Origin of the sequence: Rheinheimera sp. (assembly GCF_030690345.1) — a bacterium.
Lineage (GTDB): Bacteria > Pseudomonadota > Gammaproteobacteria > Enterobacterales > Alteromonadaceae > Alishewanella.
In genome coordinates this window covers 499360-525689 of the sequence record NZ_JAUYGV010000007.1, presented here as the reverse complement: position 1 = coordinate 525689, position 26330 = coordinate 499360, and the positions used below count along the sequence as shown (strand labels likewise).

The window sequence follows — 26330 nt, the reverse complement described above, 5'->3', positions numbered from 1 at the left end:
GTATCACTGACCAAACATCTGCGCCGCGCGTTTTGCCATTTCCTGCTCAGACACATCTTCAATATGCGTCGAAATCATCCAGCGGTGGCCAAACGGATCTTGCAAACAACCACTGCGATCGCCCCAGAACTGATCGGCTACCGCCATGGTTAATTTAGCACCAGCAGCAACTGCGCGCTGAACAAAGGCATCGACATCGGGCACGTAGATCATCAACGTTACCGGGCTGTCACCCAGCATATCCGGGCTTTTATTGCCCCAGTCATCGCTTTGCTCACTGAGCATAAATACTGCACTGCTTATACGCATCTCGGCGTGCATTACCGCGCCGCCGGGCATATCCATCCGCATAATGGTTTCTGCGCCAAAGGCGTTTTGATAAAACTCCAGCGCCGCTGCCGCGTTTTTGATCACCAGATAAGGCAGTACCGCTGCATAACCTGCCGGAATAGCCTGAGGCTTAGACATTTTCGTCTCCTTACTGTAGTTGCTGTGAAATTTAAAGCGGTTTTAGTATAGCTGGCGACAAAGGGCTTGCCGGCTCATTTTAACTGCTGCTTTAGTAAATCGACCACCGGCGCAAATGCCGATTTATTCTTCTCATTCAACGCAATCAAAGCTTCGTGCGCACGCAGGATCATTTGGCCTTGTTGCTGATCGCTATAGTGCTGCGCAGATACCGTTGCCATATCGACAGCATGCTGAGTAGGCTGTTGAATAATGTCAAACGCCTGTTCCAAACAAAGGCCAAACAGCAGCTCGTTGACTTCAGTATGGGTTGAAAACAAGGTGGGACGCGGCAATTGTTGCTGCTGGCAATAACGTGCCAGGCTGGCCAGCAGGCCAATATAGGTGCTGTCCATAAAGCTGGCTTCGTTTAAATCCACCACTACGCGGTTACAGCCCATTTGCTGATGGAACAGCCGCTCGACCAGATCGTCCATACCGGTAGCATTGGTGTAGCGCAGCTCACCGCTGAGTTTGAAATAACAGCAGTTATCAATACAGGCAAACAAAATCTGTTCGTGCTCTGCCATAGTCGCCTCAGCTAATGCCGTGAAAGTTTGAGTATAGTTAAGTCATCCGGCAATGGCGCTGTTGGATCAATATCCAACGCCAGCAACAATGCTGCTATGTCGCTGTGCTGCCGGCTAACATGCAGCAAATGTTGCAGTTTTTGTTCAGTGCTTTGTTGCGGCAGTAAATCTAACATACCGTCAGAAAATAATAACAAGCTGCTGTCAGGTTGCAGTTGCATGCTTTGATTAGCGTAACCGGCAAAGTCAAACATCCCCACCGGGGTACTTTTTAACGACAGATAACCGCTATCCTGCCCCTGCAACAACAACGGCCAGGGAAAAGCACCGGCATTGGCGTAGGTTATTTCGCCGCTCTGAGTATCCAGCACGGCGTAAAACAGCGCGATATATTTGCCGATTTTCTCCAGCAGTAATTCGCTGTTCAGTGCCGCCAGCAGCGCCGCGGGGTCGGTCAGCATCGCTGAACTGCCGCGGCGGTAGCGCTCCAGGTTGGCGCTGATAAAGCGTTTTAAGTACACCGTAACAAAGGCCGACGCCACACCATGGCCTGACACATCGGCAATATAAAACACCACTTTGTGCTCGTCGGCAGCAAAGTAGTCAACAAAGTCGCCGCTCATAAATTCCGACGGATACAAGGCATGGCTAAACTGAAACTGTGCCACATTGAAATCCGCTGGCGGCAACATTTTAAACTGCACCTGCTTGCCGGCACGCTCACCGGCTTCCAGTTCAGCCAGGGTGTGCTGCAACTGCTGATTACTTTGTTGCAGCTCTGCCGTTCTGGCCTGCACCTGCTGCTCCAGGCTGGCGTTTAACTGTGCTAATTGTTCAATCGCCACATAAGAGCGCAGTGCCGACACCACCGACGTGTTAAGCCGCTGCACTGTCAGCTCGGTTTTGGCGCGATAATCGTTAATATCGTAATCCTGCACCACGCGCTGCTCGGGCGCCTGCCCCGGCTGGCCGGTGCGCAAAATAATCCGCACCAGATCGTTGTGTAACGTTTCGCGAATATAGCGCACTAACGTCAGGCCGGCGTCGTCGGTTTCCATCACCACATCCAGCAGTATCAGCGCGATATCATGCTGTGCCGCCAGAATATCCCTTGCCTCAGCGGCACTGTAAGCACTGATAAAGTTAAGCTTGTGCTGTTGAAAGTTAAAATCGCGCAGCGCCAGCTTAGTGATCTGATGGATCTCAACGTCATCATCGACAATCAGCACCGTCCAGCTGGCCTGCGGTTCATCGGCAACCTCAACATCTGCGGCAAACACCATTACGCTGTCATCCGCTCCGGTGTTTGGCTGGCTGGTAAAATGCGCCATGCTGCATTCCTTCAATTATGTCTGTGCACACTGACTGCGTGGTATAGCTTAACTCTTGCTGACATAGTTTAACTATAGCCGCCAGACTGCATTGCTGCAGCACCTGGCTTCGATCAGATATTACAGCTGGAGCAGCCGCTGGCGGCACCACTGACACTAGCTGTTACCGACGGTACAACCGTGTTGCAACAGCTAAGCGCCAGGGGCATTCACGCTACGCAACTGTACCTGGAAACCGCAGATTTTCAGTAAGCCAGCGCAGGTATTCAGTGTCTACCGTGCGCTAATAGGCCTATACTGCAGCACACTATAACGTTAATGCAGGTTTGCATGTCTGATCCGATCATTCCGCCGCACCCGGACGCGCCGCTGCGCCAACAAGCTGAACAGCAGCTTCGCTCAGGTACGGCGCAGTTAAGCAATGCTTTTACCGCAAGCGCCGATGCGCTGGGCGTGCTTTACCGGCTTAGCAGCGCGGCCAATACTGCCGGTGACGGCCTGAAGTTACTGCATGAATTGCAAATTCATCAGGTAGAGCTGGATTTGCAGTTAGAGCAACTGCAACAGAATGAGCGCGAGTGTAACCATGAACTTGCTTGCTACCGGCAGTTCTTTGAGCTGGCGCCGGCTGGCTATTTTATACTTAGCCTTGACGGCCTGATCACCGCCTGCAATGCCGCTGCTGTGCGTTTATTTGCTAACGAGGCACAGAACAGGCCGGAGCAACTGTGTGGCCGCGCACTGTTGTCGTTGTTTAGTGCAGCATGCCGGCCAATGCTTAGCGCTACCCTTACCCGGGTGCAACGCAACCAACAAAGCGCGACGCTGATGGTAAGTACAGACGCGGCAACAGCACAGACTTTGCGCCTGAGCGCACAGCTGAGCCCGGATCATAAAGCTATTTTGATTATGCTAACGTGAACACTGCCAGCACAGCAAAAGCCGCAGCCGCTACTACCCCCAAAGCCATAGCCGGCATTGGCGCCTCCGCCGGCGGTTTGCAGGCGCTGGAACAGTTTTTATCACACACGCCGGTGGACACCGGGCTGGCGTGGATAATAGTGCAGCATCTGGATCCGACGCAAAAAGCCATGCTGGCAGAGCTGTTGCAGCGCGCCACCGGCATGAAAGTGCAACAGGCGACACAAGGCATGCCCCTCAGCGCCAATCAGGTTTATGTGATCCCGCCCAATACCGAGCTCAGAGTACATAATGGCGCCTTAAAACTGACTACACCAAAAGAGGCGCGCGGTTTGCGCCTGCCGGTAAATATCTTGTTCCAATCACTTGCCGATACCCTGGCTGACAATGCTATCGGCGTTATTTTATCGGGTATGGGTAGCGACGGCACTTTGGGGGCTCAGGCCATTAAAGCTGCCGGCGGCCTGGTTGCTGTGCAACAACCGGAGTCAGCGCAATTTGATTCGATGCCGCAAGGTGCTATTGCCAGCGGCTGTGTTGATATTATTGCAGAGGCGGCGCAACTGCCGGCACGGATATTATCTGCAATCGCGCAAATGCAGCTTAATACAGTGCAGCCGTTAGCGGCGCAGATGGCACCCGCAGCGCAGCAAATAGAAAACGCGCCGCAGCAGTTGGCGCCTGACAGTGCGCTACAGCAGATCATCACCCGGCTGCAAAGCCATACCCGACATGATTTTTCGCTGTATAAAACCAGCACCATGCAGCGACGCATTGAGCGGCGCATGGCTATTCACAATCTTGATAGCATGCAGCACTATGCCGATTTTCTCGCCGACAACCCGCAGGAAAATGAGTTGCTGTTTAAAGAGCTGCTGATTGGCGTAACGCAATTTTTCCGTGACACTGCGGTGTGGGACTATCTGACCGACAGCGCCCTGCCGGCACTGCTGCAACACAGCAGTGAAACAGCCCTGCGTGCCTGGTGTATTGGCTGCTCTACCGGTGAAGAGGCTTATTCACTGGCCATCACATTTTGCCAGTTGCTGCAGCAACAACCACAACTGCGCCGTTTCAGTTTAAAAATTTTCGCCTCTGATCTCAGCCCGGATGCTATCGCCCGGGCACGGCGTGGCCAATACCCGCTGACGATAAGTGAGCATGTTAGTGCAGAGCAGTTGCAGCAGTTTTTTATCCGCCATGACAGCTACTACCAAATTAAGCAGCATATCCGCGACATGGTATTGTTTGCGCAACATGATGTGATACTCGACCCGCCCTTCACGCGGCAGGATTTAATTATTTGTCGCAACCTGCTGATCTATTTTGATACCCTGCTGCAGCGCAGGTTACTGCCGCTGTTGCATTACAGCCTGCGCCGCAATGGCATCTTGTTGCTGGGCAGCTCAGAAACCATTGGCCGCAGCCAGAATTTATTTCAACCGCTACAGGCAAAGTTACGGCTGTACTCGCGTAAGGATCCGCTTGCACATAGCGTGCGCAACCTGCCGGTACACTCGTTTCCGCCTTTATCAATCCTTGCTAAGGAGCATCCGGTGCCCACTCACAAAACACCTTCGCCACCGTCAGACAATCTGCAAACGGCAGCCGATCAGGTCCTGCTGCAGGTGTATGCCCCGGCGGCAGTGGTACTCAACAGCGCCGGTGATATTGTCTATATCAGTGGCCGCACCGGTAAATATCTGGAGCCGGCCGCCGGCAAAGCAAACTGGAATTTCCATGCTATGGTTCGCGAAGGGCTGCGTGCGCCGCTGGCTTTAGCATTGCAACAGGCCCAAAGCAAAGCAGCGCCGCTGCAATTACACCGCTTGCCGCTTGACGCCGACAACAGTATGCAGGTTGATGTTACTGTACAGGCGCTGCAGGAACCGGCCGCGCTGCAGGGCATGACCATGGTGGTGTTTCGCGATGTCGCCGCACCGCAGCAGACAGACGCAACAAGCGGCATGGATTTTTCACTGGCGGCCATACAGCAACAATACCTGGATGAAATTCAAACTTTACGTGAAGAAACCCGCAGCTCCAAAGAAGAGCTGCAGTCGAGTAATGAAGAGTTGCAATCGACCAATGAAGAGCTGCAATCCACTAATGAAGAGCTGACCACCTCAAAAGAAGAAATGCAGTCGATGAATGAAGAGCTGCAAACCATTAATACCGAATTACAGGCTAAGCTGGACGACCTGGCTCTGGCGCAGAGCGATTTGCAAAATACGCTTAACAGCGTTGAAATTGCCATTTTGTTTTTAGATCAGCAATTAAACGTGCGCCGCTATACCGACCGCGCGGCGAATATTATTAACCTGCGTGAAAGCGATCTGGGCCGGCCACTGAGCGACCTAACCAGCAGTCTGCAGTACCCCTCCTTGCATGAGGATGCGCTGGATACCTTGCGCACACTGAAATTCAGCGAAAAACAAATTCCCACTACCGACGAGCGCTGGTTTTCGGTACGTATTATGCCGTACCGGCGACTGGATAATGTGATAGACGGCGTGGTGATCACCCTGGTGGATATCAGTGCGACGAAAAAGCTCGAAGCCGCACTGCGCGAAAAATCGCGCAGCTAACGGCCACAAAGGTGCGGATAGCTCTGCCGGTATATAACACTGCCAGTATCAGCTTAACAGCTGTAGCTGGGCTAATTGCTGATAAAGAGGGCTGCTTTGCAGCAGTTGCTGATGGGTGCCACTGGCGATTAAGCGGCCCTGCTCCAGCAGTAAGATACGGTCGGCATTTATTACCGTGGCTAAGCGGTGGGCAATAATCAGTGTGGTTTTGTCCTGCATTAAATAATCCAATGCCTGTTGCACCTGCTGCTCATTTACGGCATCCAGCGCGCTGGTGGCCTCATCCAGCAGCAGCACCGGCCGGTCAGCTAAAATGGCGCGGGCAATGGCAATACGTTGCTTTTGGCCACCGGATAAGCGTACGCCGCGCTCGCCCAACTGGGTAGCGTAGCCGTCGGTAAACTCGCGGATAAAGCCATCGGCCCGCGCCGCTATGCAGGCGTTTATCACTTCTTGCTCTGTTGCATCAGGCCGGCCGTAACGTACATTCTCCAGCACAGAGGTGGCAAAAATCACCGACTCCTGCGGCACCAACGCAAAGCGGGCGCGCAGTGCGGCTAAATCCAGCGCGCTGATATCGACACCATCCAGCATGATCTGCCCTGCTGTGGGTTGATAAAAACGTTGCAGCAACTGGAACAAGGTAGTTTTACCGCCACCACTGGGGCCCACCAGTGCAATGCGCTCGCCGGGTTTAATATCGATATCCAATTGCGCAAGCACGGTTTTATCCGGCGCCAGCGGGTAAGCAAAACTAAGCTGCCGGATGCTCAACGCACCGGCAACCGGCAGTGGCAGCGCTAACGGCGTAGCCGGTGAGCCTATGTCTACCGGCGCAGTGGCCAGCTCAATTAAGCGCTCGGTGGCACCGGCTGCGCGCTGAATATCGCCGATTACCTCGCTGATGGTGGCGGCGCTGCCGGCTACCATCACGGCATAAAACATAAAGGCCGTCAGCTCGCCGGCACTGACGTTGCCTGCCATCACATCACGCGCACCAACCCAGCTGATCAGCACCATGGCGCTGATGCTAAGCAGCATTACCGCGGCAATCAGCAACGAGCGGTAAAAAATACGCTGTTTCGCTGCCTGCATTACCTGCTCAATACGATCGGCAAACAGCTGTTGATCATGCGCTTCATGACCGTATGCCTGTACGGTGTGAATTTCATGCAGGCTTTCATCCACATAGGCGCCGACATCGGCCAACCTGTCCTGGCTGGCACGCGACAACTTACGGACCTTGCGCCCCAGCACAATAATCGGCAACAGCACCAGTGGTACTGCCAGCATTACTAAGCCGGTCATTTTAAAGCTGGTTAGCGCCATCATCAGCAAACCGCCGATAGCGGTGACGGCTGAACGCAGCGCCATCGACAGGCTGGAGCCCACCACACTTTGCAATAAGGTGGTATCGGCGGTAAAGCGCGAAATCACCTCGCCGGTGCGCATCTGGCTGTAAAACGCCGGCGACAGCTTCAGCATATGTTGGTACACGCGGTTACGGATATCAGCACTTACCCGCTCACCCAGCCAGGTCATTAAATAAAAGCGGCAAAATACCGCAGCAGCGGCCAGCGCACACACCAGCAAAATAGCCAACGTAATTTGGTTTAACCTGGCGGCGTTGCCGGCAACAAAGCCATCGTCTACCAACAGCCGTACGCCCTGGCCCAATGCCAGCCAGCTAAGCGAACCTACCAGTAAAAACAACACAGCCAGCATTACACGGTTGCGGTAAGGGCGTAAAAAACTGCCCAACCAGGGCAGCACAGCTATTTGTGGGGATAGTGCTATTTCTGCTGACACTGCTACGTTGGATGGTACAGCGGGATGCGGGGTTTTATCAGTCATAACCTGTTCTTAGTAGTTAACATTGTATTAGTGGTTAACGTTGGGGCTGGCGCGGCAATTTAACAGTAAAGCAGTTACCCACGCCAGGCGTACTGCTTACATCCAGCACACCCTGATGTTTCTCAACGATGCTGCGCGACAACGGCAAGCCCAAACCGGTACCCTGGCCTTTGGGTTTAGTGGTGTAAAACGGCTCAAAAATGCGGCCTAACTGCACCTCGTCCATGCCTTTACCATCATCGCTAACGCTAAACCAGACCCAGTTGTCATCAAAGCCGGTACTGATACGGATAGTACCATGTTGCTCAATGGCATGAGCGGCATTCACCAGCAAATTAAGCAATACCTGGTTCAACTGAGACGGAATACAACGTACCGGCGGCAACGCGGCAAAATCTTTTACTACCCCAGCTTTGTACTTTAATTCATTGCTGACAATATTCAGCGTTGACTGAATGCCCTGGTGCAAGTCTGCATCGACAAATTCGACCTCCTCAAGATGAGAGAAGTCTTTTAAGTCGTGAATAATATCCACCACCCGGTTCAGGCCCTGCTCCGACTCCTGCACCAGCTTGGGTAAGTCGGCACAGACATAATCAAAATCGAACTGCGCCAACAGTGGCAGGCGCTTTGCTTCATCAACCTGCTGGCTCAGCAGCTTCACCAGATTAATTAAACTGTCGGAATACTCTGCCAGCATTTTCATATTCGACGACACATAACCAATAGGGTTATTAATTTCGTGTGCCACTCCGGCAGCCAGCTGGCCCAGAGATGCCAGTTTTTCGGATTGCAGCAATTGCTCTTTTAACATTAGCAACTGTGCTTCCAGTCGCGCTATTTGTTTATCTTTGCTGTTATCGTTTTGACTCATCATTCGCCTGCTTTGCTGTTGATCTGCTGCTGATACTGCGCAAAGGCTTGCTTGATCTCGCTGCGCAATTCGTCGTCCTGCCAGGGTTTGGTCATAAATTTATAAATAGCGCCTTTGTTTATCGCCTCGGTAACCGAGCGCAAATCGGTATAGCCGGACAGCACAATACGAATGGTGTCGGGGTACATATCTTTGACCTGACTGAAAAACTCAGTACCACTGACACCCGGCATGCGCTGATCTGACAGGATCACCTGCACCTGATTCAGCGCCAGAATATCAAACGCCTGCTTCGCGCCGGTGCAGGTCAGTACCCGATAATTATCGCGGCGCAGTACCCGCTTCAGCGCACTGAGAATATTATCTTCATCATCCACCAGCAGAATAGTTTGCTGATTACTGACCGACTCCGGCCGGATCAGCCGCTGTTGCGGGTATTGCAGGATAAACTCTTCAAGCTGGTCGGCGGGCATAGGTTTGGCAAAATAATAGCCCTGATATTCGTCACACAGGCTTTTACGCAGTAGCGCCACCTGGGCTTCGTTTTCCACGCCCTCCGCAATTACCCTGATATCCAAATGGTGCGCCATGGCAATAATGGCCCGGCTGATGGCTGCATCGCGTTTGTCGGTGACAATGTCACGGATAAAACTGCGGTCAATCTTCAGCTTATCCATTGGTAAGCGTTTGAGATAATTTAAACTGGAATAGCCGGTACCAAAATCGTCAATCGATACCTTTACCCCCAACTGCTTTATTTGCTGCAGCTTGAAGATCACCTGTTCAGTATTATCAAACAACACTGACTCTGTCAGCTCAACCTCAAACCGGCGCGGCTCAAGGCTGTTTGCCTGTAAGGTATGTTGCAGGTGTTCAACAAAATTGCTGCGTTGAAACTGGATGGATGACACATTTACCGCCATCACTACAGATGCGATACCGCGCTCTATCAATGACTGGTTATAGCGGCTGGCGTTATCCAGCACCCAGTTGCTCAGCGGCACTATTTCACCGGTTTTCTCGGCCAGCGGAATAAACTCCTCCGGACTGATAAAGCCCTGCTGATCAGGCCAGCGCAGCAGCGCTTCCAGCCCGACGATATCACCACTGACTGCATCAATTTGTGGCTGATAATACAGCTCAAATTCTTCATTGCTGATGGCTTTTTTCAGCTTTGCCCGCAAATTCAATTGCTTGCTCAGCGCGACATCTAAATCGGTGCTGTACCACTGGCAATTATTGCGCCCCAGCTGCTTGGCGCGGTACATCGCCAGGTCGGCCTGTTGTACCATCTGCATCGGTTCGGATTGTTCATTATCGGACAAACTGATGCCGATACTGGCCGTAATGTGCAGCTCATGGCCGGCAATGTTAAGCGGCTGCGCAACTGCTGCCAGGATGCGTTCTGTTACCGGTAGCACTTCATCGCCAGAACTCAGGTCGGTAAGCATTAACACAAACTCATCGCCGCCTATTCTGGCCAGGGTATCGCCCGGCCGGATGCAGGCACTGATGCGCGCACTGCTTTGCTTTAACACATCATCGCCGCTTAAGTGGCCCAGGCTGTCGTTAATCAGCTTAAAACCATCGAGGTCAATAAACAGAATGGCTACTTTCTGTTGGTTACGTTTGCTGATTTGATAGCTTTGTGTCAGCCGGTCTTTTAACAATGCGCGGTTAGGTAAGCCGGTGAGCAGGTCATGCGAGGCATTGTACGCCAGCTCCTGCTCATAGTTTTTTTGCGCGGTAATATCGGCCTGAATACCGATGTAATGGGTAATAGCACCATAGTCATCCGGCACCGGCGCCAAAAACAGCTTATTCCAAAACGCACTGTTGTCTTTGCGGAAGTTTCTTAATACAACGGAAAATTCCCGGCGTTGGGAAATGGCATCACGTATTTGTTTTGCCGCCAACAAATCCCGTTCTTGTCCCTGTAAAAACCTGCAGTTACGCCCGACAACCTCAGTGGAGCTATAACCGGTAAGTTTCTCAAACGCACTGTTAACATAAATGATTGGCATATCAGCTTGCAGAATATCCGAGATAATCACCCCATTTGAGGTAGCATCAACCGCCCGTTTAAACAGCCGCAGTTGCTTCTGCGCCTGCACCCGTTCTGAAATGTCTTTTGATATGCCGATAACACCAATAACCTTACCATCTTGCCAACTGGGTACTATTGAAATATCCAGCTCCAGCTGCTGGCCACTGCGGGTAACGATACTGGCTTCAAAGCGCTCACCATTGCCGGCGAGCACGTTGGCAAAATACCGGTTAACCAAAGGCAAATGCTCAGGCAACATCACCCGGTTATAGTGCATGGTGGTAATTTCAGCACAGCTGTACTGCAACAGCTGACAGCCTGCCTGGTTCATATCGATAAAGTAGCCTTCGGGGTTAATGATATACACCGGGTCGGGGTTCAACTCATAAAGTGAGCGAAAACGCTGCTCACTTTGCTGCAACAACCGTTTATGGCTGGCGCGCTCTATTGCCAAAGCAGCAAAACGACTACAGTTGATCATCAGTTCCAGCTCGTCTTTATGCGCCGCTCTGGCTTCGCTGCAATACAGCGCAAAAGTACCCGCAACCTCATCCTGCGCCGATACCATCGGCATAGACCAGCACGCCAATACTCCTTGCGCCTGCGCGGCAGCAGCATAAGCACGACAGTGTTCATCGCCGGCAATCGACACTACCATCACCAGGCTCTTCTGATAGGCAGCACTACCACAGCAGCCGGCATTGTCCGACACCGGTAACGTGCTAAGTGCCGCGCTAAAACCGGCATTAAAAGAGGGCGCCGCGGCCAGTTGCAGTTGTTCGCCCTGCTTTAACATCACCGCCGCGCGCACTGTAGTGCTTTGCTGCTCTGCCATCAGGCAAATGCGCTGCAATATCTGTGGCAGGGGCTGCTCGGTTGAGATCATTTTCAGTATGTCTTGCTGCGCCTGTTGATATTGCTCAGCTTTTACTAACTCAGTAATGTCTCTGGCTATGGCGTACAGTGTTTTTACACCGGCCACATAGCGGGAGGACCACATTAAATGCACCGTAGAGCCATCCTTACGCAGATGGCGATTACGAAAGTTACTGTTTTGCCCGCCCGGCAGCATGCGCTGCGCTTCGGCCTCAGTGCGTACTTTGTCATCCGGATGAACAAAATCGATGTAGCGCCGCTGCAGCAGCTCTTGCCGTGGATAACCAAATACGGTTTCGCAGGATTGACTCAGTTCAATATAACGGCCGCTGTCATCAACAATACAGATCACATCGGCAGAGTTTTCCATAATTTGTTGCTGCTGCAATTGTAACTGCTGCAAGCTGTTCAGGCTTTGGCGCAGCCTGTCGTTACCTGCCAACAGGCGTATCCGGTGTCGCTGGCTTTGCTGATAGTATTTCTGACTTAACATCACCAACAGTGTAGCTAACCATCCGGCCAGCAACACCACCTCTGCCGTCAGCAATATCGCTTTGGTATCGTTATTAAGCCGGGTATACACCGTTAATTGCCACGACATTTCCGGCATCACATCAATAACAAATTGCCCTGCCGTGCTGACATCCGTCTGATTAACCGCAGAGTGATACAACTGGCTATCTTCGCTGTGTTGCAAGCGGACAAAATAGCCCCTGGCAACTAATTGCGGTAAAACCAAACGCAACGCTTTAACAAAATCAACGCTGGCAACAATTTGTGCCACTCCGGCCTGATTGCCGGACGGCACCCTTGCCAGAATAAAGGCATGATCGGTGTCGGTATCGTAATGCAGCGTTAATTCAGGCTCAGTATTATCTGCTAACGGCTGTTGCGGCTGTAAATCCGTGCTTTGCCGGACATAACGGTTAAACCAGGCCAGCCTTTTATCATCACGCGCACCGCCATACAGCACGGCCCCCTCTTCGCCCAGCACGGCCAGGTAGTCAATATAAGCATAATCGCGCAAATAACTCTGAACTTCGGTGCCAAGGTAAGGCGTGGTCAGCGGCTCCTCTGCCACGTTAATTCGCTCCGCAAAGCGATACATCAGGCCACGTTGCTCCGACATCATCTGCTCAACATTAAACTGCAGCTTCTGTGCAATCTGCTCAGCAACCTGTTCTACCCGGTGTTGTAACTGATGGGCAAAATTAAACCATAATAAGGTGGATGCCAGAGCAATAAAGCACACCAGTAACCAGCCGCTGCTGCGCAATTGCTGCAGCGATGGCCGTGTTTTAACATAAGGGGCACTTAAGCCGGCAACCGCCAGCAGCAGTAAATAAAGCGCGGTATGGACAGACGCTGAGGCACTGATGCTAAATTCCATCGCAGGCAAAAAGCCATGCTGCGCCAGCAATACACTGATACTAAAGCCGGCTAACAGCAGATTACATAACAGCCTGAACAGAATAAACAGCGGCCAGCGCACAGCGTTTCGACGACTGAGCCAACTGAACGGGCTCAGACACAGCAGCAACAGCGCCAGACTTTGCAACAACGGCACTCTGGCCTGCGCACTGTGCCAGCTGATGGTTGCTGCGGTAACGTCTGCCTGGTACCACAGCAAACCTGCCAACGCGATCAAGCCGATAACCAAATTAGCCTGCAACACCAGGGAGCGCTTCTTACTGACAAGGCCCCACAACATCACTACCGCGGCGATAAGCGCGAAAGCCGTATCCGGCAACATAACAAAGCGTTCAACCAACGCATCATAATGCAACAGCCAACCAGATAGCGACAACACAGCGCCAAACAGCACAATAAGGCAGCTACTGTAAAAGACACTCAGCCCTATGACACTGCTGATGCGAAATCCGCTGTTTATCATGTGTGTGCTGTAAGCTCCCCGCCGAGGCGTTGTAAACATTCAAGCAGTGCAACTTTGCTGCAGGGCTTTGCTAAAGTGGCATCTAATATCAGCACGGTTGGCTGTTGGCGTAATGCGGATTGCAGATCGCCGCTGATTAAAACGCGCTTAATGCCGGGGTAATCGTGCTGCAACTGCAGCAGTAACTCTGTACCGCTGATACGCGGCATATGTTGATCAACCAGCACTATCTGCAGTGAATTCTGCAATAAATTTAAATAGTCTTGCTGCCACAACTGCTCAGGTTGCTGTAAATAAAAGCCCTGATACACAGTACCGCGTAACATGCGCTGATAGGCGCTGAGAATAAAAGCATCGTCGTCAATAAACAGGACGTTACACATCAATATAGCCATGCTGCAATAAAGTACGGTTCAGCTCTGCCAACAGCGTCAACCACACGCCGGCTAACGCAGGTAACTGAGCCTGCAACACAGCCAGATCTTGTTGTCTGGCAGCCTGCTCCAGCGTCAGGCAAAGTTGCATCAGCCTGGTTGCTCCTACCAAACCACACATACTCTTTAAACTGTGACATACACGGGCTATATCAGCCGTCGCATCTTGCTGTGCCGCGCTTTGCAACTTTTGCACATACTTAGTGGCTTCACGGCGAAAACCGGATAACGCCAGGGTAATAGTGTCGGCGCTGTCATCACCGTACATGGCAATCAGCACGTTAAGGTCCAGCACCGGTAACACGGCCGCATCAGTCATGGCCGGCTCCTTGCTCGTCATCATTCAGCTGAATAATCGGCCGGTTGCAGGTTTGCATCCACCAATAGGACAGTTTTTTCAGCAGTGCCAACACCTGAGTATGATGTTTAACATTCACTTCAGCTAATTCGGCTGCCAGCGGCTTCAGCTTTTCCAGCCGTTGATTAAACAGCAGCCAGAAATCATAGCGTCGCTGTTTTTGCTTCATGTTATTGGCAATATGAAACAAATAATCTATCGCTTCACTGGCACGTTTGCGTTCACTCTCAATCGCCACCGGTTTGCAATTGCCGACAAACACATTGTGAAAACAGCTGACATTAAAAGCAAAGTTGCGTAACCGGCGGTCCAGCTGAAAATAACCGGTAGTGGCATGCTGTGGCCAGAATAAAAAATCTTTCTTTTCCGGCTTCTCACCGGCTGGTGCCTCTTCTGCACCGGCATCGGCTTTGTGCTCCTGGTCGCGCACTATGGCCACACTGATTTTACGCGGCCCGTCATCCGGCACTACTGCGGCTTTGACAAATTGATGGCCCAGCGCAGCATAGTGCTGTGGGCTTCTGATCGGCTTTTCGGTTTGCAAATGATGCTGAATTTTACGTGTCAGCACGTCAAAACTAATGGGTTTGGCTAAAAAGTCATTCACATCATAGCTTTTGCATTGCTGGATCAGTTCAAGATAGGTATTGCCGGAAAAGATAATTACCGGAATATCATGTGATGTAGCGTCAAACCTGCCACTGCGCAGCTGAAACACCAGTTCCAATCCGGTTGGTGCTTTCATTTCAATATCGGTGATCAGTAAATCTATATGTTCAGTTTGTAAAATATCGGCCGCAGTTTTGCTATCCAGCGCTTTAAAAGCACTACAGCCAGGTACCTTGTTGGCCACACCATGTAAAAAATCACACATTAAAATTACATCGTCGACCACCAGCACATTGAAATGTTTCAGCAGCATAGTCTTCCTGTTACGGCATAACATGCAGTATCTAAGCGATACAATAGATTAGATAACTAACAGAGATAAGAACCTGTGGCAAGTATAAGCCTGAAAACGAAAAACTTCCGTAGCAAAGCCCTAACATAAAGGGACATTTGTTAACCGTACAAGTTAGCCGGTAATTTTCGGCCAGTGCCGGCACAGGTCACGTTGCAGGCGGCTAAACTCAGCACTGCTCAGCGCTTGTTGGTGCAAGTAGGCGCATTGCACAGCTTGCAGCGGGCTGTTGCGGGATAAGGAGACAAATTCGCGGTACACCGGGTAATAGGCTTTAGCCAGTTTTAACTGGTTGCGGAAATACTGCGCTTTAAATTCTGCCGGCAATTGCGGCCAAAAGTCGTTGGCCAACCGCACGCTTAGCAATAAAGGCCGCGGCATATAGGGGCCATGGGCATCAGCCAATAATATTTGCTCTGCTGCTGCAGCGGGTTGGTTCAGCACCCAGGCCAGCGCGTAAGCGTAAGCGGTATAACCATCGCCCCAGGCGGGCCGTTGTGCCAGTGCCGTATTATACAACGCCTGTAACCGGGCAGTATCGATTGGCTCCAGTTGTTGATAATGCCCCCATTCCAGCGTTCGGGCTAACATTAAGCGATAATGCGGGTTAGCACTATCAAGCTTTACCGCGTGCTCTGCAGCGGCCTTAGCATCCTGATAAGACTGTGCAGTGGCAATTTTACCTTCATGCCAGCTATCAAGGTAAAACACCGATTTAAAGTGAAAAGCGCTGGCTATGCCCTGCCGCATGGCCAGGGTGATACCGGCCAGCATTAACAATGCCAATAGCGGATACAGCCAACGGCTTTGCATTACGCCGCCACCATCATGCCGCCGGCGTTAAACAATGACTGGCTGATCTGCTGCGGTGTATCCTGCACCAGTTGCTGTGCCATTTCAGGCGAGGTCCAACTGCTGATTTGCGCCATGGCTTGTGCCAATAAAGGTGGCCGGCGTTTAAGCGAATGGCAATCCGTTGCCACCACACTGAAAACACCGTCGGCTAAATACTGCTTTGCTACCTGTAAGGGCATATCGCCCATTGCTCCCAGTACGGAAGATGCAGTTAACTGAAACAAACAATCCAGCCGTTGTAACTGAATAATTTTAGCGGGATCTTGTTGCAATTCGCGGTTACGCTCCGGGTGCGCCACCATAATGCGATAGCCCAATTTCGCCAGGTACTTGATAAGCTTATCGCTGCCAGGCGGAATGTGACTGTGTGGGAATTCCAGTAACAGCAGCTTATCGCCCTGATAGTGCCCCAGCAGTGGCAGCGCTTTGCGCTCGGCCAGCTGAATTAACTGCGGTTCTACCCTGAGCTCGGCCGCGGCAGCCAGTTGCACGTTAATGCCCTCGCTTGCCGCGGACGCACGCAGGCTTTGCAGCGCCGCGCCAATGCTTTGCACGGTATTGTCATAATAACCACTTTGCACATGCGGTGTTGCCACCATATGGCTGATACCCTGTTGCTGCGCTAAGCGCAGCAGTGCTAATGACTCGGCCATATCGGCCGCGCCATCATCTATACCGGGTAAAATATGGCAATGTAAGTCAATCACGCTTAGCTCTGCTCTGCGCCGTAGTAACCATAAGAGCCGTAGGAACCATAATAGCTGGCCGCCTTTTCGGTATCCATTTGGTTTAAAATAACACCGTACAAATTGCCGTGTGCCTGGTTAATCTTCGCAATTGAGTTTTTCACTGCCGGGCTGCGGGTATGGTCGGCTTTGACAATCAGCAGTACCGCATCGCTCATTGGCGCCAACAGCAAGCCATCACTGACCATTTGCACCGGTGGCGTATCCACAATAATTTTGTCGTAATCAGCTTTTAACTGCTGCAGCAAACGCTCAAAAGCACCGCCGGCCAACAACTCTAACGGATTTAACGGCACTGCACCGGCAGTCAATATATCTACGCCGCTTTGCTCGTCTTTAACAATGCAGTCGGCTACGGTTTCAGTGCCGGACAGCACATTGGCCAAGCCAGGCTGATACCCGGGTAAACCCAGTTTAGTACCCAGGGTAGGTTTACGCATATCGGCATCTATCAGCAGTACCCGCTCCAGAGCGCCAAAGGCAAAAGCCAGATTTAAGCTGGTAGAGGTTTTACCTTCACCGGGGTATGACGAGGTAATTTCTATTACCTTTAAAGGCTTATCAATGGATAACAGTGACAAACCGGTGCGAATGTTAGACACCGCTTCAATATGCTGGCGCTGCGAGCGGTCAAAAAAGGCCCGCGCCCGATCGGTTTCACCGGTTTTTTTGCCGCCTTTGGGCAAGAAACCCAGCGCGCGTTGATTCAGCAGTTTTTCAACGTCAGTCAGGTGTTTTACTGTATCGTTCAGTGCATCAAACACCAACGCCATTACCGTGGCCAAACCGCCGGCAGCAATCAGCACCAGCAGTAAAATCAGCTTTTTCTTTGGTTTAACCGCTTCAGTAGGCAGCTCGGCGAGGTCAGTAAACCGGGCTATCGGCGCATCAAAATCACCGGTTACTTCGGTTTCTTTTTGCCGTGCCATAAAGTTATCAAACAATAAGCGGTTAGTTTCCACTTCGCGCTTAATGCGGCGATAATCAGACTCTAACGAGCCCATACCGGAGAAGCGGCTTCTGGCCTGCTCAAAACGTACTTCCAGTGCAGCCAGACGCTCGGCAGCGGCTTCGGCTTCTTTTTCTACACCGTCAATTAAGCGTAAAATTTGTTGCGTCAGGCTTTGCTGCACCGACGCCAGCTCTGCCTGCGCCGAAATCATTTTCGGGTGTTTGGGGCCATATACTTTACCAAACTCCGATACTTTACGCTCTGCCAGCAGCACTTCGCTTTTGACGTTTTGCACAGAAATATGCGAGGTTATCTCCGGTAAGCTTTCCAGCCGGTGAATATCGTCGCGGCCAAAGCGTTTTACCAGGGTTAAAAACCCTTCGGTTTCAGCCTTACGGGCGCGGGCCACCGACAGCTGTTCATTCAGCCGCTCCAGCTCTTGTTGATCCAGCGAGGTAACACCTGCCACATCGACTAAATTATTTTCTGCGCGAAACAGCTCCAGCTTTAACTCGCTTTGTTCCAGCCGCTCACGCAGCTCGGCCACGCGCCCACCCAGCCAGCTGTTGGCCTTTTTCGTTATACCTAACCTGGCATCTAACTGACTGTTAATATAAGCGTCGCCCAGCGCATTGGCTACAGCTTGCGCCAGTTTAGGGTCTTCGGAGCTAAAGCTCAGCTTAACCAACTGGGTACGGCGCACCGGTTCTATGCCGATATTTTCAACAAAGGCATCTAACTGGGTTTTACGCAGCAAAAAAGCAGCATATTCCGGGTCTTCATTGGCATCGGTTTGCGGTAAAAACGGCAGTAAGGCCATCAGTTGCTGCTTTAAGCCGGCAGTAGGCTGATATTCGGCATGGTTTGCCACATCCAGGCTAACAAACACCTGCTCAGCAATAGAGCGCGATTTTAGCACTTCAAATTGCGTCAGGTAGTATTCCTGCTGTGACGAGTTAAAACCATACACCTCCTCAATTTTTATTGCCCGCGCCTGGGCCGCTTCCAGCAATAAGGTTGAGGTGGCACGATACACCGGCGACATGTTCAGCAACACAAAGGTGGCCAGCACACCGCATAGCAAAGTAAAGGCCATAATGCGCCACTTGGCGCGATAGATCACATTAAAGGTTTTCTTTAAATCAATAACCTGTACCGCCTGACCGTCCCCGTCAGCGCGTGCTGTTTCAACATGCATTAAAAGAATCTCTGTAAAATAGTGACGGTATCACCGGCCAGCACACGGCTGTTTAGTGTGCCGTTTTCGGTTTCCGCTTTTTTCGCTTCGCGGGCAATAACAATGCGATCGCGTGAGGCGCGCTCTGTCAGGCCGCCGGCTAACGCCACAGCCTGGTTTACTGTCATGCCGGGTTGATACGGGTAGGCGCCGGGCTTTTTCACTTCGCCATGAATATAAAACGGCCGGTACTCGTCAATGCCAACATACACATTGGGCTCTATCAGATAGTCGCCTTTGAGGCCCTGATAAATTAATTGTTCCAGTTCTTTTAATGTTCTGCCGCTGGCTTTAATGCTGCCCAAAAACGGATAGTTAATGGTGCCACTGTCCGTTAATTGGGTTTGCAGTTCCATGTCATCCTGGCCAAACACCTTAATACTGATTTTGTCGCCGGCGCCAAGCAGATAGCTGTCATCTGCCAAAACGTTCAGGCTGGCAAATGCCAGCCCGCCTATTAACCACAACTGCTTCATTGTTAACATCAGAAACCTGCTTGTACACCAACATAGAATACGTTTTTGTCAAAACGGATATTCTGCACAGTAGAAGACTTACGTGTCAGATCGGTACCGGCAGTTAACATTATGTTAGTGCGCAGCAGGTAATTAGCCGCCAAACTCAGCGTTTTTGTTTTATCCGTGCGATCAGCACCGGAGTAATCTTCATGGCTGTAGTTAAAACCGGCCGTGCTGGATAGTAACTCTGACCAATCGTGCGTCCAGCTTACGCCGTGCAGCGTTTCTTTCACGTAATCACCTGCTACATTAGGATCTTTCGCCTGACGGCCGGTAGTCAGTTGGAAGACAGAGTAGCTTAGCGGTGCATAAGCCACTGCGGCTTCCCACGTCAGGCCACTGAAGTCTTTACGCGTTGCGCTGTCGAAGTTTTTGTCCTGGTAACCAATGCGGAAGCTACCTGAGGTTAACGCTGTGGCTTCCCACTCCATACCCACACGGTATTTGGTAGTAATACTGTCACGTTTACCGGTAGGGTCTACCTGGTCATAAGCGATATCTTCGCGGATAATCTCTGCAACCACACTGGTGGTAGCCTGAGTGTCATAGTAAAACGCCGCACCGTAAGAGAAGTTATCAAAATTACGTACGCTGGTCAGCGCTTCATAATTAGTAAATTCTTTATCAAAATAACCGGCCATTACGCGCAGCCGTGCCGGGGTAGACATAGCACCGTACTCGTAGTGGCCTTTAAGGTTCCATGTATCAAATTCAGCCGGTTCATCCTGCAGGTTACCTAAGCCTTCCGATACCCCGGTACCACGATCTTCATGGCCGGACACATATTCCACGCCAGCTTCAAAACGGTTGCTTTGATTCAGTTCTACTTTTGCCAAAGCATCGGCATAAAAGTCCAGATAGTTATCATCTGAGCTGGAGAAATAAGTGCCGCTGGCCACGCTTAGCGTAGAGGTATAAACATTAGCGCCATCTTGCAGCAAAGCACGCAGGCTTGGCGTTACCGCAAAAATCCAACTGGATTCTTCGTTAGCGCTGGTACTGGCAATATTGTCGTTATGGGCTAAACGAGCTTGCACCATAGGCGTGAAGTCGATGCCGCTTTCTGTAGTAATAGCGGCGGCAGTCAATTCGTTAGCAGAGAGATTTGCCGACAAACTTACAGCAGCGATAGCCAGCGTAATGCGTGAAATTTTAAACATTGAACGTCCTTATTAATAAGCGTTTTTGTTGATAAAACCTTTGAGCAAGGTGTTAAGGATAATTTTTATGTCAAACAGCAGTGACCAGTTGCGGATGTAATCCAGATCGAACTTTACCCGCATCTCCATCTTTTCCAGGGTGTCCGTTTCGCCGCGCCAACCGTTTACCTGGGCCCAGCCGGTAATGCCGGGGCGCATTTTGTGACGTAACATATAAAAGGCAACCTGCTTACGGTACTCTTCGTTGTGCGCCACCGCATGCGGACGTGGGCCTACTACTGACATATCACCCATTAACACATTGAAAAACTGCGGTAACTCGTCCAATGATGTGCGGCGCAAAAAGGCGCCAACCGGTGTTATGCGGCTATCATTGCGCTTGGCCTGTATTACCTTGCCGCCATTTTCCATGGTGCGCATAGAGCGGAATTTGTACACACCGATACGGCGGCCATCCAGGCCATAGCGATCTTGCTTAAACAGTACCGGACCTTTGGACGTAAATTTAACTGCAGCGCCGATTAACAGCAGCAACGGCGCTATAGCCAACAGCACGCTGGCGCTGAAAGCAACATCAAAACTACGCTTGTAAAAGTTCTGGATACCAAAACCCGGTGATTCAAAGACACTGATGGTATCAACATCACCAACATTACCAATACGGCCGTGCATCAGGTTTTTCATCAGAAAATCCGGCACCAGTAACACATCTACCGTGCTATCGCCCAGGGCCGTAATCATGTCAGCAACACGCTGCTCGGCCAGCATCGGTAAACAAATATACAGTTTTACCAATTCGCCGCTGCGTGCCAACGCCACCGCTTGCTCAATATCGCCACGCAAATGACGCTGCGTTTCAACCGGTAGCCGGTCTGTGGTTCTGTCGTCAAAAAAACCAATACATTCAAAGCCCAGCTCAGGGTGATTAGCTATTTCATTAAGTAAATTCAGGCCGCTGCCGGTGGCGCCGATAATCGCCACTTTTTGCATCGCCAAACCGCGGCGGCGTTGCATGGTTTTGGTCACTCTGGCGCCAATACGCCACAGCGCCAGAGTAACTAAAGAAGCGACATACCAGCCCACTAATACTGCGCGCGAGAAAGCTTCGGATTGTTTAAACAGGAATAGTGCTGCCAGTACTAACAAAAACGCCAGGGTATGTGCTACCGCCAACAGAACCAGCATGCGTGAGAAGCGACCCACCCGCCATGAACGGTACAACTGCACCGACTCAGCCAAATAGGAATAGCAGACCAGGTAACCACACAGCAGCAGGCCGTACTTACTGTTTAACGTCACATCGTAAAGGGCTGCCCCCAAGACAAACACAGCAGCAAGGATCAGTAAATCTATCAGCCGGTAAATAATGGAAGATGCATGGCCGGTGTAGCGGAAGGTTTGCTTGTTCACTGTGTTAACTCCATTTAACTGTCGTAAAGCATTGGCACCTGACATGGCAAGGTGCGATGCCGCAGAGAAAAAGTATGCCGTTATACATTCAGTGCGGATAAAGCAAACCGCTTCTGCTCTGAATGTCTATTTTTAACAAATACTGCCGTGCAAGCTGAGCTTGTACTACTGTCTACGAGATGATTTGTACTGCGTGCTGTACTTAAAACGCCGACAATTTATCACATCGCGTGCTCAATGCAAGCAAAAAAGCTCACATATGTAAACTATAAATTTACATATAGTTATCACTGAAACAATTAGATTAAATAACGACCATAATGGTTAAAATATCACCAAATTACAGCAATACTCCCTAATACAGTGCATATCGGTAAAAATCTCACTGTAAGCTGCATTTATACAATTTGAATTAATTAAATATTTTCAGTAACTTAAAAACAACGTCACTAAAAATGACTCTTTACAGATACAAGTTCTGTTCCACACCGCCTGATTAAAACACAAATTTATTACAAAAATACTACGAGTCCTGCAAATTAGCGCTATTTCGCCAGTAAAATGTAAACAAATAAGCACCAAAATAACTACCAACATCAATTTTAAAATATGTCATAAAATCTTACAGTTATAAAATTATAAAAAATAAAAACCTTACTTTTTAGCAACTTAAAATTAGGAACAATTATTGCATTGTAAATTTTGAGTATCAAAAAAAGGTGATGCAATATGAAAAATACGTTAACTAAGGTTTTATCTGCCACTGCACTGTGTTTTAGCCTGAGTAGCCATGCAGCGCTAATTCAGGTGTCTGCTACCGACACTGCGCCGGGCAGCAGCAGCTATCTGGCGCCGGGTGCCGGTGATGTAGGTGGTTTCCCTACCCCTTACAGCCCGGGGTCATTAATTCAACCGCAAAATCTGTTTGACGCAATGGACGATATCCGTATCGGCAGCCGGCTGGACCTGAGTGCACTGGATCGTAACAGCGATAACGGCGATCCGGCATTGGGTTGGGATCTGGATCAATTGGAGTGGTTCACAGAGTTTTACTACTTCGATACGCTGCTTGATGACTGGCAGCAAGTCACCTCCTGGTACGCCTTTATCAGCTGGGATCAGGTAGAAACCTGGCAAGCCGACCCACAACTTACCGGAGTCGATTTTTGGACCGGTGATGTACGCGGCTTCCTTACTGACAATAGCTGGTTAAGTGGCGACTGGTTGGCGGTATCAAGCTTCGAAGGTGCAAGCAATACGGTAAACAACACCTTTTTCTCAGTACGCGACCCTGCCGCCGTAGCAGAGCCGGCCAGCTTAGCGCTGTTTGGTTTGGCATTAGCGGGCATTGGTATTCGCCGCAGAAAGCAACAACCGCTTTAGTTCGAAAAACCGCTGTTTGCCCTGCTTCGGCGGGGCTTTTTTCGTCACTGTGCTTTAATGTCAGTACTTTTTACACCGCAATAAGGCTTTCATTGAAATATCAAAATAAATCAAAAACTTAAACAGTGGCATAAATAGTGCTATTTACCGGTATAGCTGAATTTTGTTGTAGCCACCCGGAGTAAAAATGAAGACCACCACTAAGCTGCTGTTTGTATTAGCCTGTGCAGTATCTGCCTTTGCTGTTAAAACCCATGCCACACCAATTGTTATCAACTCTTCCTTGCAAGACGTTCAGGGCAATCAAGGCTATTACCGTACCGTTGATTTCTATCAGTTTTCGTCAGCCGGCGGTGTCGCCAGCTTTGATATGCGGGCCTGGGGTTATCAAGGCAGCTACCTGGACAGCATGTTATGGTTGTTTTAAGATGATGGCGATTTAGGTCTGTCAGATTTAATTACATATAATGATGACTTTTGGTCTCTGAGTGGCCGCGGCTTTACCGATGGCAGCATCAGCGGACTGGATGCTTATTTAAACGTTAATTTCTCTGCCGGCAATTATCTGTTAGCCGTGGGCAGTTGCTGTAACTTTAATGCCAGCGATATTACTGACGGCATGCAGTGGAACAGTTTCGCAAGTTACGACAATGCAACGCTGTACCGCGCTTTACCGTACCAATTGACCGTAAATGGCGCAGTAAATAACTTCCGCCCGCAAGACGCTGCTATAAGCAGCATACCGGAACCAGCATCTATTGCGCTGTTAGGAGTGGGCTTGTTGGCGTTACGCCTGTATCGCAAAAAAGCTGCTGTTTAACTACGGCTTACTCTTACGACAGAGCCCCGCTATGCGGGGCTTTTATCGTAGCCGAACTGAAGTTAAGAATGTGGCCAGAGAAGTTTATGTAGCATTCGACAGCTTGCTTTTAATCACATGCCGCCGCAACCCTGTAACCACAAACCACAATATCAAAGCTGTCAACCAACCCAACATAGAGTATATTAGATCGTGCCAGCTAACTATTCGGTGTGGCACCCAAATTTGCAAAAATTCGTCTGCGCCATAAAGCAAAGCTACGGTAACAAAATATACCAGTTGCCAACGCACTAAAAGCCTCTGTAACCGCAAAAACACAGCCAATGAAAAGGTTAGCAGAAAACCCACAAAAAAATGCAGCATTGCGTCACCACCAAGAAAATGCTCAAAAGTCACCAACCAAGCAGCTTGGTGATAAAAGTACTTGGCGAAAATAATCCCCAGAAGCAATGCAACAACACAAACCGCAATAAACTCTAATACTCGCAAATATTTGCCTTAGCTCTTGCCTTTGATACATTCAGAATGTATCTCTAAATCTTTGAAATATATTGTATTGCTATGCTCTGCTCCAGGGCCCCGATAAATGCCGAACTTAAAGTAGTTACCTGCTTTGTTATACATATTTGGCCCGCTGAAAATCTCGCTACCTTTTGGTCCGACGAATGGTTCACCATCCAATTTTACTTGGATTTCTCCTAAACTATCTTCAGCCCAGCGAATTTTAAATGACACGGAGTGCCACAAGTCCCTCTTTACTTTGACTTTATTGCTCTGTATTACTTTTCTTGGCTGAGGCCTGAAATTAATGTAAACAACGTCTTCGTTATATAGCAAAGAAACAGGCGGAGGCCGCCTCGGCAAAGTTGACCAAGTTTCACCTTCAGCAACATCTGGCTGATCATGCCATTGCGCGAAGATTTGCCAATCGCCATCGGATACGTAGCTATTGGGTAACATAAACTTGAAACTGTAGTGGAATACGTAAGCACCTTCATGGTAATCAGAAACAGTCAGCTCAGTTCTATTTCCGTTATGAACTACATATTCGGGTGTGATTTTCAGTTTCACAACGGTGTCATCTGCATCGATAGGATCTTGTACAGAGAAAATCGCTTTCTCCTCGAAAGCCTCTTTACTTCTTAGACCCTCGGTATAGTCGCCAGCATCCATTTTGAAAATCTGGTTTAAATTACCAAACTGACAGATATCCGCAGAGAAAGCCCCAAAATTAGAAAAAAAACCAAAAAAAACAAACAGTACACGCACAGATAAACCTCAATTCACTCAGAAAACTTGAAACTGAGAAATGAAACAACCCATAAAGTTCACTTAAATTTCTCACCTAGCAACATAAATGCAAATTTCGTATTAGTTACCAAGTAACGTTTCCACATACGCCGGGGTTCTTGCAACACGCGATAAAACCACTCTAATCCAGCTTTTTGCATCCAAACTGGCGCACGTTTTACCTTGCCTGCAACAACATCAAAAGTACCACCAACGCCCATAACAAAATCAACACCGAGTTGATCACGCCATTTGTTAATAAAGTTTTCTTTTTTCGGCGAGGTAATAGCTACAAACAGCAGACGTGCTCCGGAGGCTCTAATTTTTTCGACAACGGTTTGCTCATCGTCCCAGAAATAACCGTGGTGATAGCCCGCAACATTTAAACCAGGATACAAAACCTCCACTTTATCTGCCGTTGTTTGTACCACTTCATCGGTAGCACCAAGCAAGAAAACCGGAAAACCGCGCTTAGCGCTCAGTGCCAGTAAGTTATGGAATAAATCTACCCCAGCAACCCTTTCTGGTACATCGTGCCCCAAAAACCGAGCCCCCCAAACAACCCCCATCCCGTCAATATTCACTATATGACACTCTGCAATTGAGGAAGCTAATTCTTTGTCGTGCTGCATATTAACAATCTTAGCGACATTAACTACGACGTGCTGAGTAAATATAGAATCATTAATTCTTTTCTCTATTTCCGCAACTGTATCCGACATACGCGACGAATCCATTAAAACATTAAAAAATGAAAATTTTGTCATACAAAACGCCTTGAAAA

At 49.9% G+C, this 26330-nt stretch carries 23 protein-coding genes; 5 read left to right on the top strand and 18 right to left on the bottom strand.

Translation table 11 applies throughout. From position 1 onward, the window contains the following. Positions 1-3 precede the first annotated feature (3 nt). The 3 genes from Q8O77_RS13270 to Q8O77_RS13260 all read right to left on the bottom strand — a co-directional run bounded on the left by Q8O77_RS13270 (position 4) and on the right by Q8O77_RS13260 (position 2368). Complete coding sequence (locus Q8O77_RS13270) at positions 4-468, bottom strand: VOC family protein (protein WP_305553883.1); 465 nt, start codon at positions 466-468, stop codon at positions 4-6. A gap of 74 nt (positions 469-542) precedes the next feature. Further along, positions 543-1037, bottom strand: a complete 495-nt coding sequence (locus Q8O77_RS13265; RefSeq protein WP_305553879.1) for an STAS domain-containing protein — start codon at positions 1035-1037, stop codon at positions 543-545. Between the two features lie 11 nt (positions 1038-1048). Beyond that, positions 1049-2368 carry a PP2C family protein-serine/threonine phosphatase gene (locus tag Q8O77_RS13260; RefSeq protein WP_305553876.1) on the bottom strand — a complete coding sequence of 440 codons (1320 nt, stop codon included), beginning with the start codon at positions 2366-2368 and terminating at the stop codon, positions 1049-1051. 330 nt (positions 2369-2698) lie between these two features. Between Q8O77_RS13260 and Q8O77_RS13255 the strand changes: the two genes are divergently transcribed. Continuing rightward, a complete protein-coding gene (locus Q8O77_RS13255) occupies positions 2699-3289 on the top strand; it encodes a PAS domain-containing protein (RefSeq protein ID WP_305553873.1) in 591 nt (196 codons plus the stop codon). Beyond that, the gene (locus tag Q8O77_RS13250; RefSeq protein ID WP_305553871.1) at positions 3286-5877 is read left to right on the top strand and encodes a chemotaxis protein CheB; all 2592 of its coding nucleotides are present in this window, start codon (positions 3286-3288) and stop codon (positions 5875-5877) included. The genes Q8O77_RS13255 and Q8O77_RS13250 overlap by 4 nt, the downstream gene beginning before the upstream one ends. A 48-nt stretch (positions 5878-5925) precedes the next feature. Here Q8O77_RS13250 and Q8O77_RS13245 read toward each other — a convergent pair whose 3' ends face one another. The 12 genes from Q8O77_RS13245 to Q8O77_RS13190 all read right to left on the bottom strand — a co-directional run bounded on the left by Q8O77_RS13245 (position 5926) and on the right by Q8O77_RS13190 (position 22053). Beyond that, entirely contained in the window at positions 5926-7731 is a 1806-nt protein-coding gene (locus tag Q8O77_RS13245) for an ABC transporter transmembrane domain-containing protein (RefSeq protein WP_305553868.1), read from the bottom strand. Positions 7732-7765: 34 nt separating this feature from the next. After that, on the bottom strand, positions 7766-8608 hold the full coding sequence (locus Q8O77_RS13240; protein WP_305553865.1) for a sensor histidine kinase: 843 nt from the start codon (positions 8606-8608) through the stop codon (positions 7766-7768). Next, a complete protein-coding gene (locus Q8O77_RS13235; protein WP_305553862.1) occupies positions 8605-13422 on the bottom strand; it encodes an EAL domain-containing protein in 4818 nt (1605 codons plus the stop codon). The genes Q8O77_RS13240 and Q8O77_RS13235 overlap by 4 nt, the downstream gene beginning before the upstream one ends. Further along, positions 13419-13805, bottom strand: coding sequence for a response regulator (locus tag Q8O77_RS13230; protein WP_305553859.1), 387 nt, complete (start codon positions 13803-13805; stop codon positions 13419-13421). The genes Q8O77_RS13235 and Q8O77_RS13230 overlap by 4 nt, the downstream gene beginning before the upstream one ends. After that, entirely contained in the window at positions 13798-14175 is a 378-nt protein-coding gene (locus Q8O77_RS13225; RefSeq protein ID WP_305553856.1) for an Hpt domain-containing protein, read from the bottom strand. The genes Q8O77_RS13230 and Q8O77_RS13225 overlap by 8 nt, the downstream gene beginning before the upstream one ends. Next, positions 14168-15136, bottom strand: a complete 969-nt coding sequence (locus Q8O77_RS13220) for a response regulator (RefSeq protein ID WP_305553853.1) — start codon at positions 15134-15136, stop codon at positions 14168-14170. The genes Q8O77_RS13225 and Q8O77_RS13220 overlap by 8 nt, the downstream gene beginning before the upstream one ends. A 153-nt stretch (positions 15137-15289) precedes the next feature. Next, positions 15290-15988: a hypothetical protein gene (locus tag Q8O77_RS13215; protein ID WP_305553850.1), complete on the bottom strand. Its 699-nt coding sequence runs from the start codon at positions 15986-15988 to the stop codon at positions 15290-15292. Beyond that, positions 15988-16737 carry a tyrosine-protein phosphatase gene (locus Q8O77_RS13210; protein ID WP_305553847.1) on the bottom strand — a complete coding sequence of 250 codons (750 nt, stop codon included), beginning with the start codon at positions 16735-16737 and terminating at the stop codon, positions 15988-15990. The genes Q8O77_RS13215 and Q8O77_RS13210 overlap by 1 nt, the downstream gene beginning before the upstream one ends. Before the next feature lie 2 nt (positions 16738-16739). Further along, positions 16740-18926: a polysaccharide biosynthesis tyrosine autokinase gene (locus Q8O77_RS13205; protein ID WP_305553844.1), complete on the bottom strand. Its 2187-nt coding sequence runs from the start codon at positions 18924-18926 to the stop codon at positions 16740-16742. After that, the gene (locus Q8O77_RS13200; RefSeq protein ID WP_305553841.1) at positions 18926-19450 is read right to left on the bottom strand and encodes a polysaccharide biosynthesis/export family protein; all 525 of its coding nucleotides are present in this window, start codon (positions 19448-19450) and stop codon (positions 18926-18928) included. Before Q8O77_RS13200 ends, Q8O77_RS13205 begins: the two co-directional genes overlap by 1 nt. Beyond that, positions 19450-20643 carry an outer membrane beta-barrel protein gene (locus Q8O77_RS13195; protein ID WP_305553838.1) on the bottom strand — a complete coding sequence of 398 codons (1194 nt, stop codon included), beginning with the start codon at positions 20641-20643 and terminating at the stop codon, positions 19450-19452. Before Q8O77_RS13195 ends, Q8O77_RS13200 begins: the two co-directional genes overlap by 1 nt. A gap of 12 nt (positions 20644-20655) precedes the next feature. Beyond that, complete coding sequence (locus Q8O77_RS13190) at positions 20656-22053, bottom strand: undecaprenyl-phosphate glucose phosphotransferase (protein ID WP_305553835.1); 1398 nt, start codon at positions 22051-22053, stop codon at positions 20656-20658. A gap of 729 nt (positions 22054-22782) precedes the next feature. On the opposite strand from Q8O77_RS13190, the gene Q8O77_RS13185 reads away from it, so the two are divergent. From Q8O77_RS13185 to Q8O77_RS20110, 3 genes are all read left to right on the top strand, one after another. Further along, complete coding sequence (locus Q8O77_RS13185) at positions 22783-23436, top strand: PEP-CTERM sorting domain-containing protein (RefSeq protein ID WP_305553832.1); 654 nt, start codon at positions 22783-22785, stop codon at positions 23434-23436. 187 nt (positions 23437-23623) lie between these two features. Then, positions 23624-23863, top strand: a complete 240-nt coding sequence (locus tag Q8O77_RS13180) for a hypothetical protein (RefSeq protein ID WP_305553829.1) — start codon at positions 23624-23626, stop codon at positions 23861-23863. 18 nt (positions 23864-23881) lie between these two features. Beyond that, the gene (locus Q8O77_RS20110) at positions 23882-24256 is read left to right on the top strand and encodes a DVUA0089 family protein (RefSeq protein WP_371133495.1); all 375 of its coding nucleotides are present in this window, start codon (positions 23882-23884) and stop codon (positions 24254-24256) included. Positions 24257-24340: 84 nt separating this feature from the next. Here Q8O77_RS20110 and Q8O77_RS13175 read toward each other — a convergent pair whose 3' ends face one another. The 3 genes from Q8O77_RS13175 to Q8O77_RS13165 are packed head-to-tail and all read right to left on the bottom strand — an operon-like array spanning position 24341 to position 26313. Continuing rightward, positions 24341-24745, bottom strand: a complete 405-nt coding sequence (locus tag Q8O77_RS13175; RefSeq protein WP_305553826.1) for a VanZ family protein — start codon at positions 24743-24745, stop codon at positions 24341-24343. 9 nt (positions 24746-24754) lie between these two features. Then, positions 24755-25525 (bottom strand): heparin lyase I family protein, encoded by a 771-nt coding sequence (locus Q8O77_RS13170; RefSeq protein WP_305553823.1) that lies wholly within the window; start codon positions 25523-25525, stop codon positions 24755-24757. A 59-nt stretch (positions 25526-25584) separates the two neighbouring features. Further along, a complete protein-coding gene (locus Q8O77_RS13165) occupies positions 25585-26313 on the bottom strand; it encodes a WecB/TagA/CpsF family glycosyltransferase (RefSeq protein ID WP_305553820.1) in 729 nt (242 codons plus the stop codon). Positions 26314-26330 lie beyond the last annotated feature (17 nt).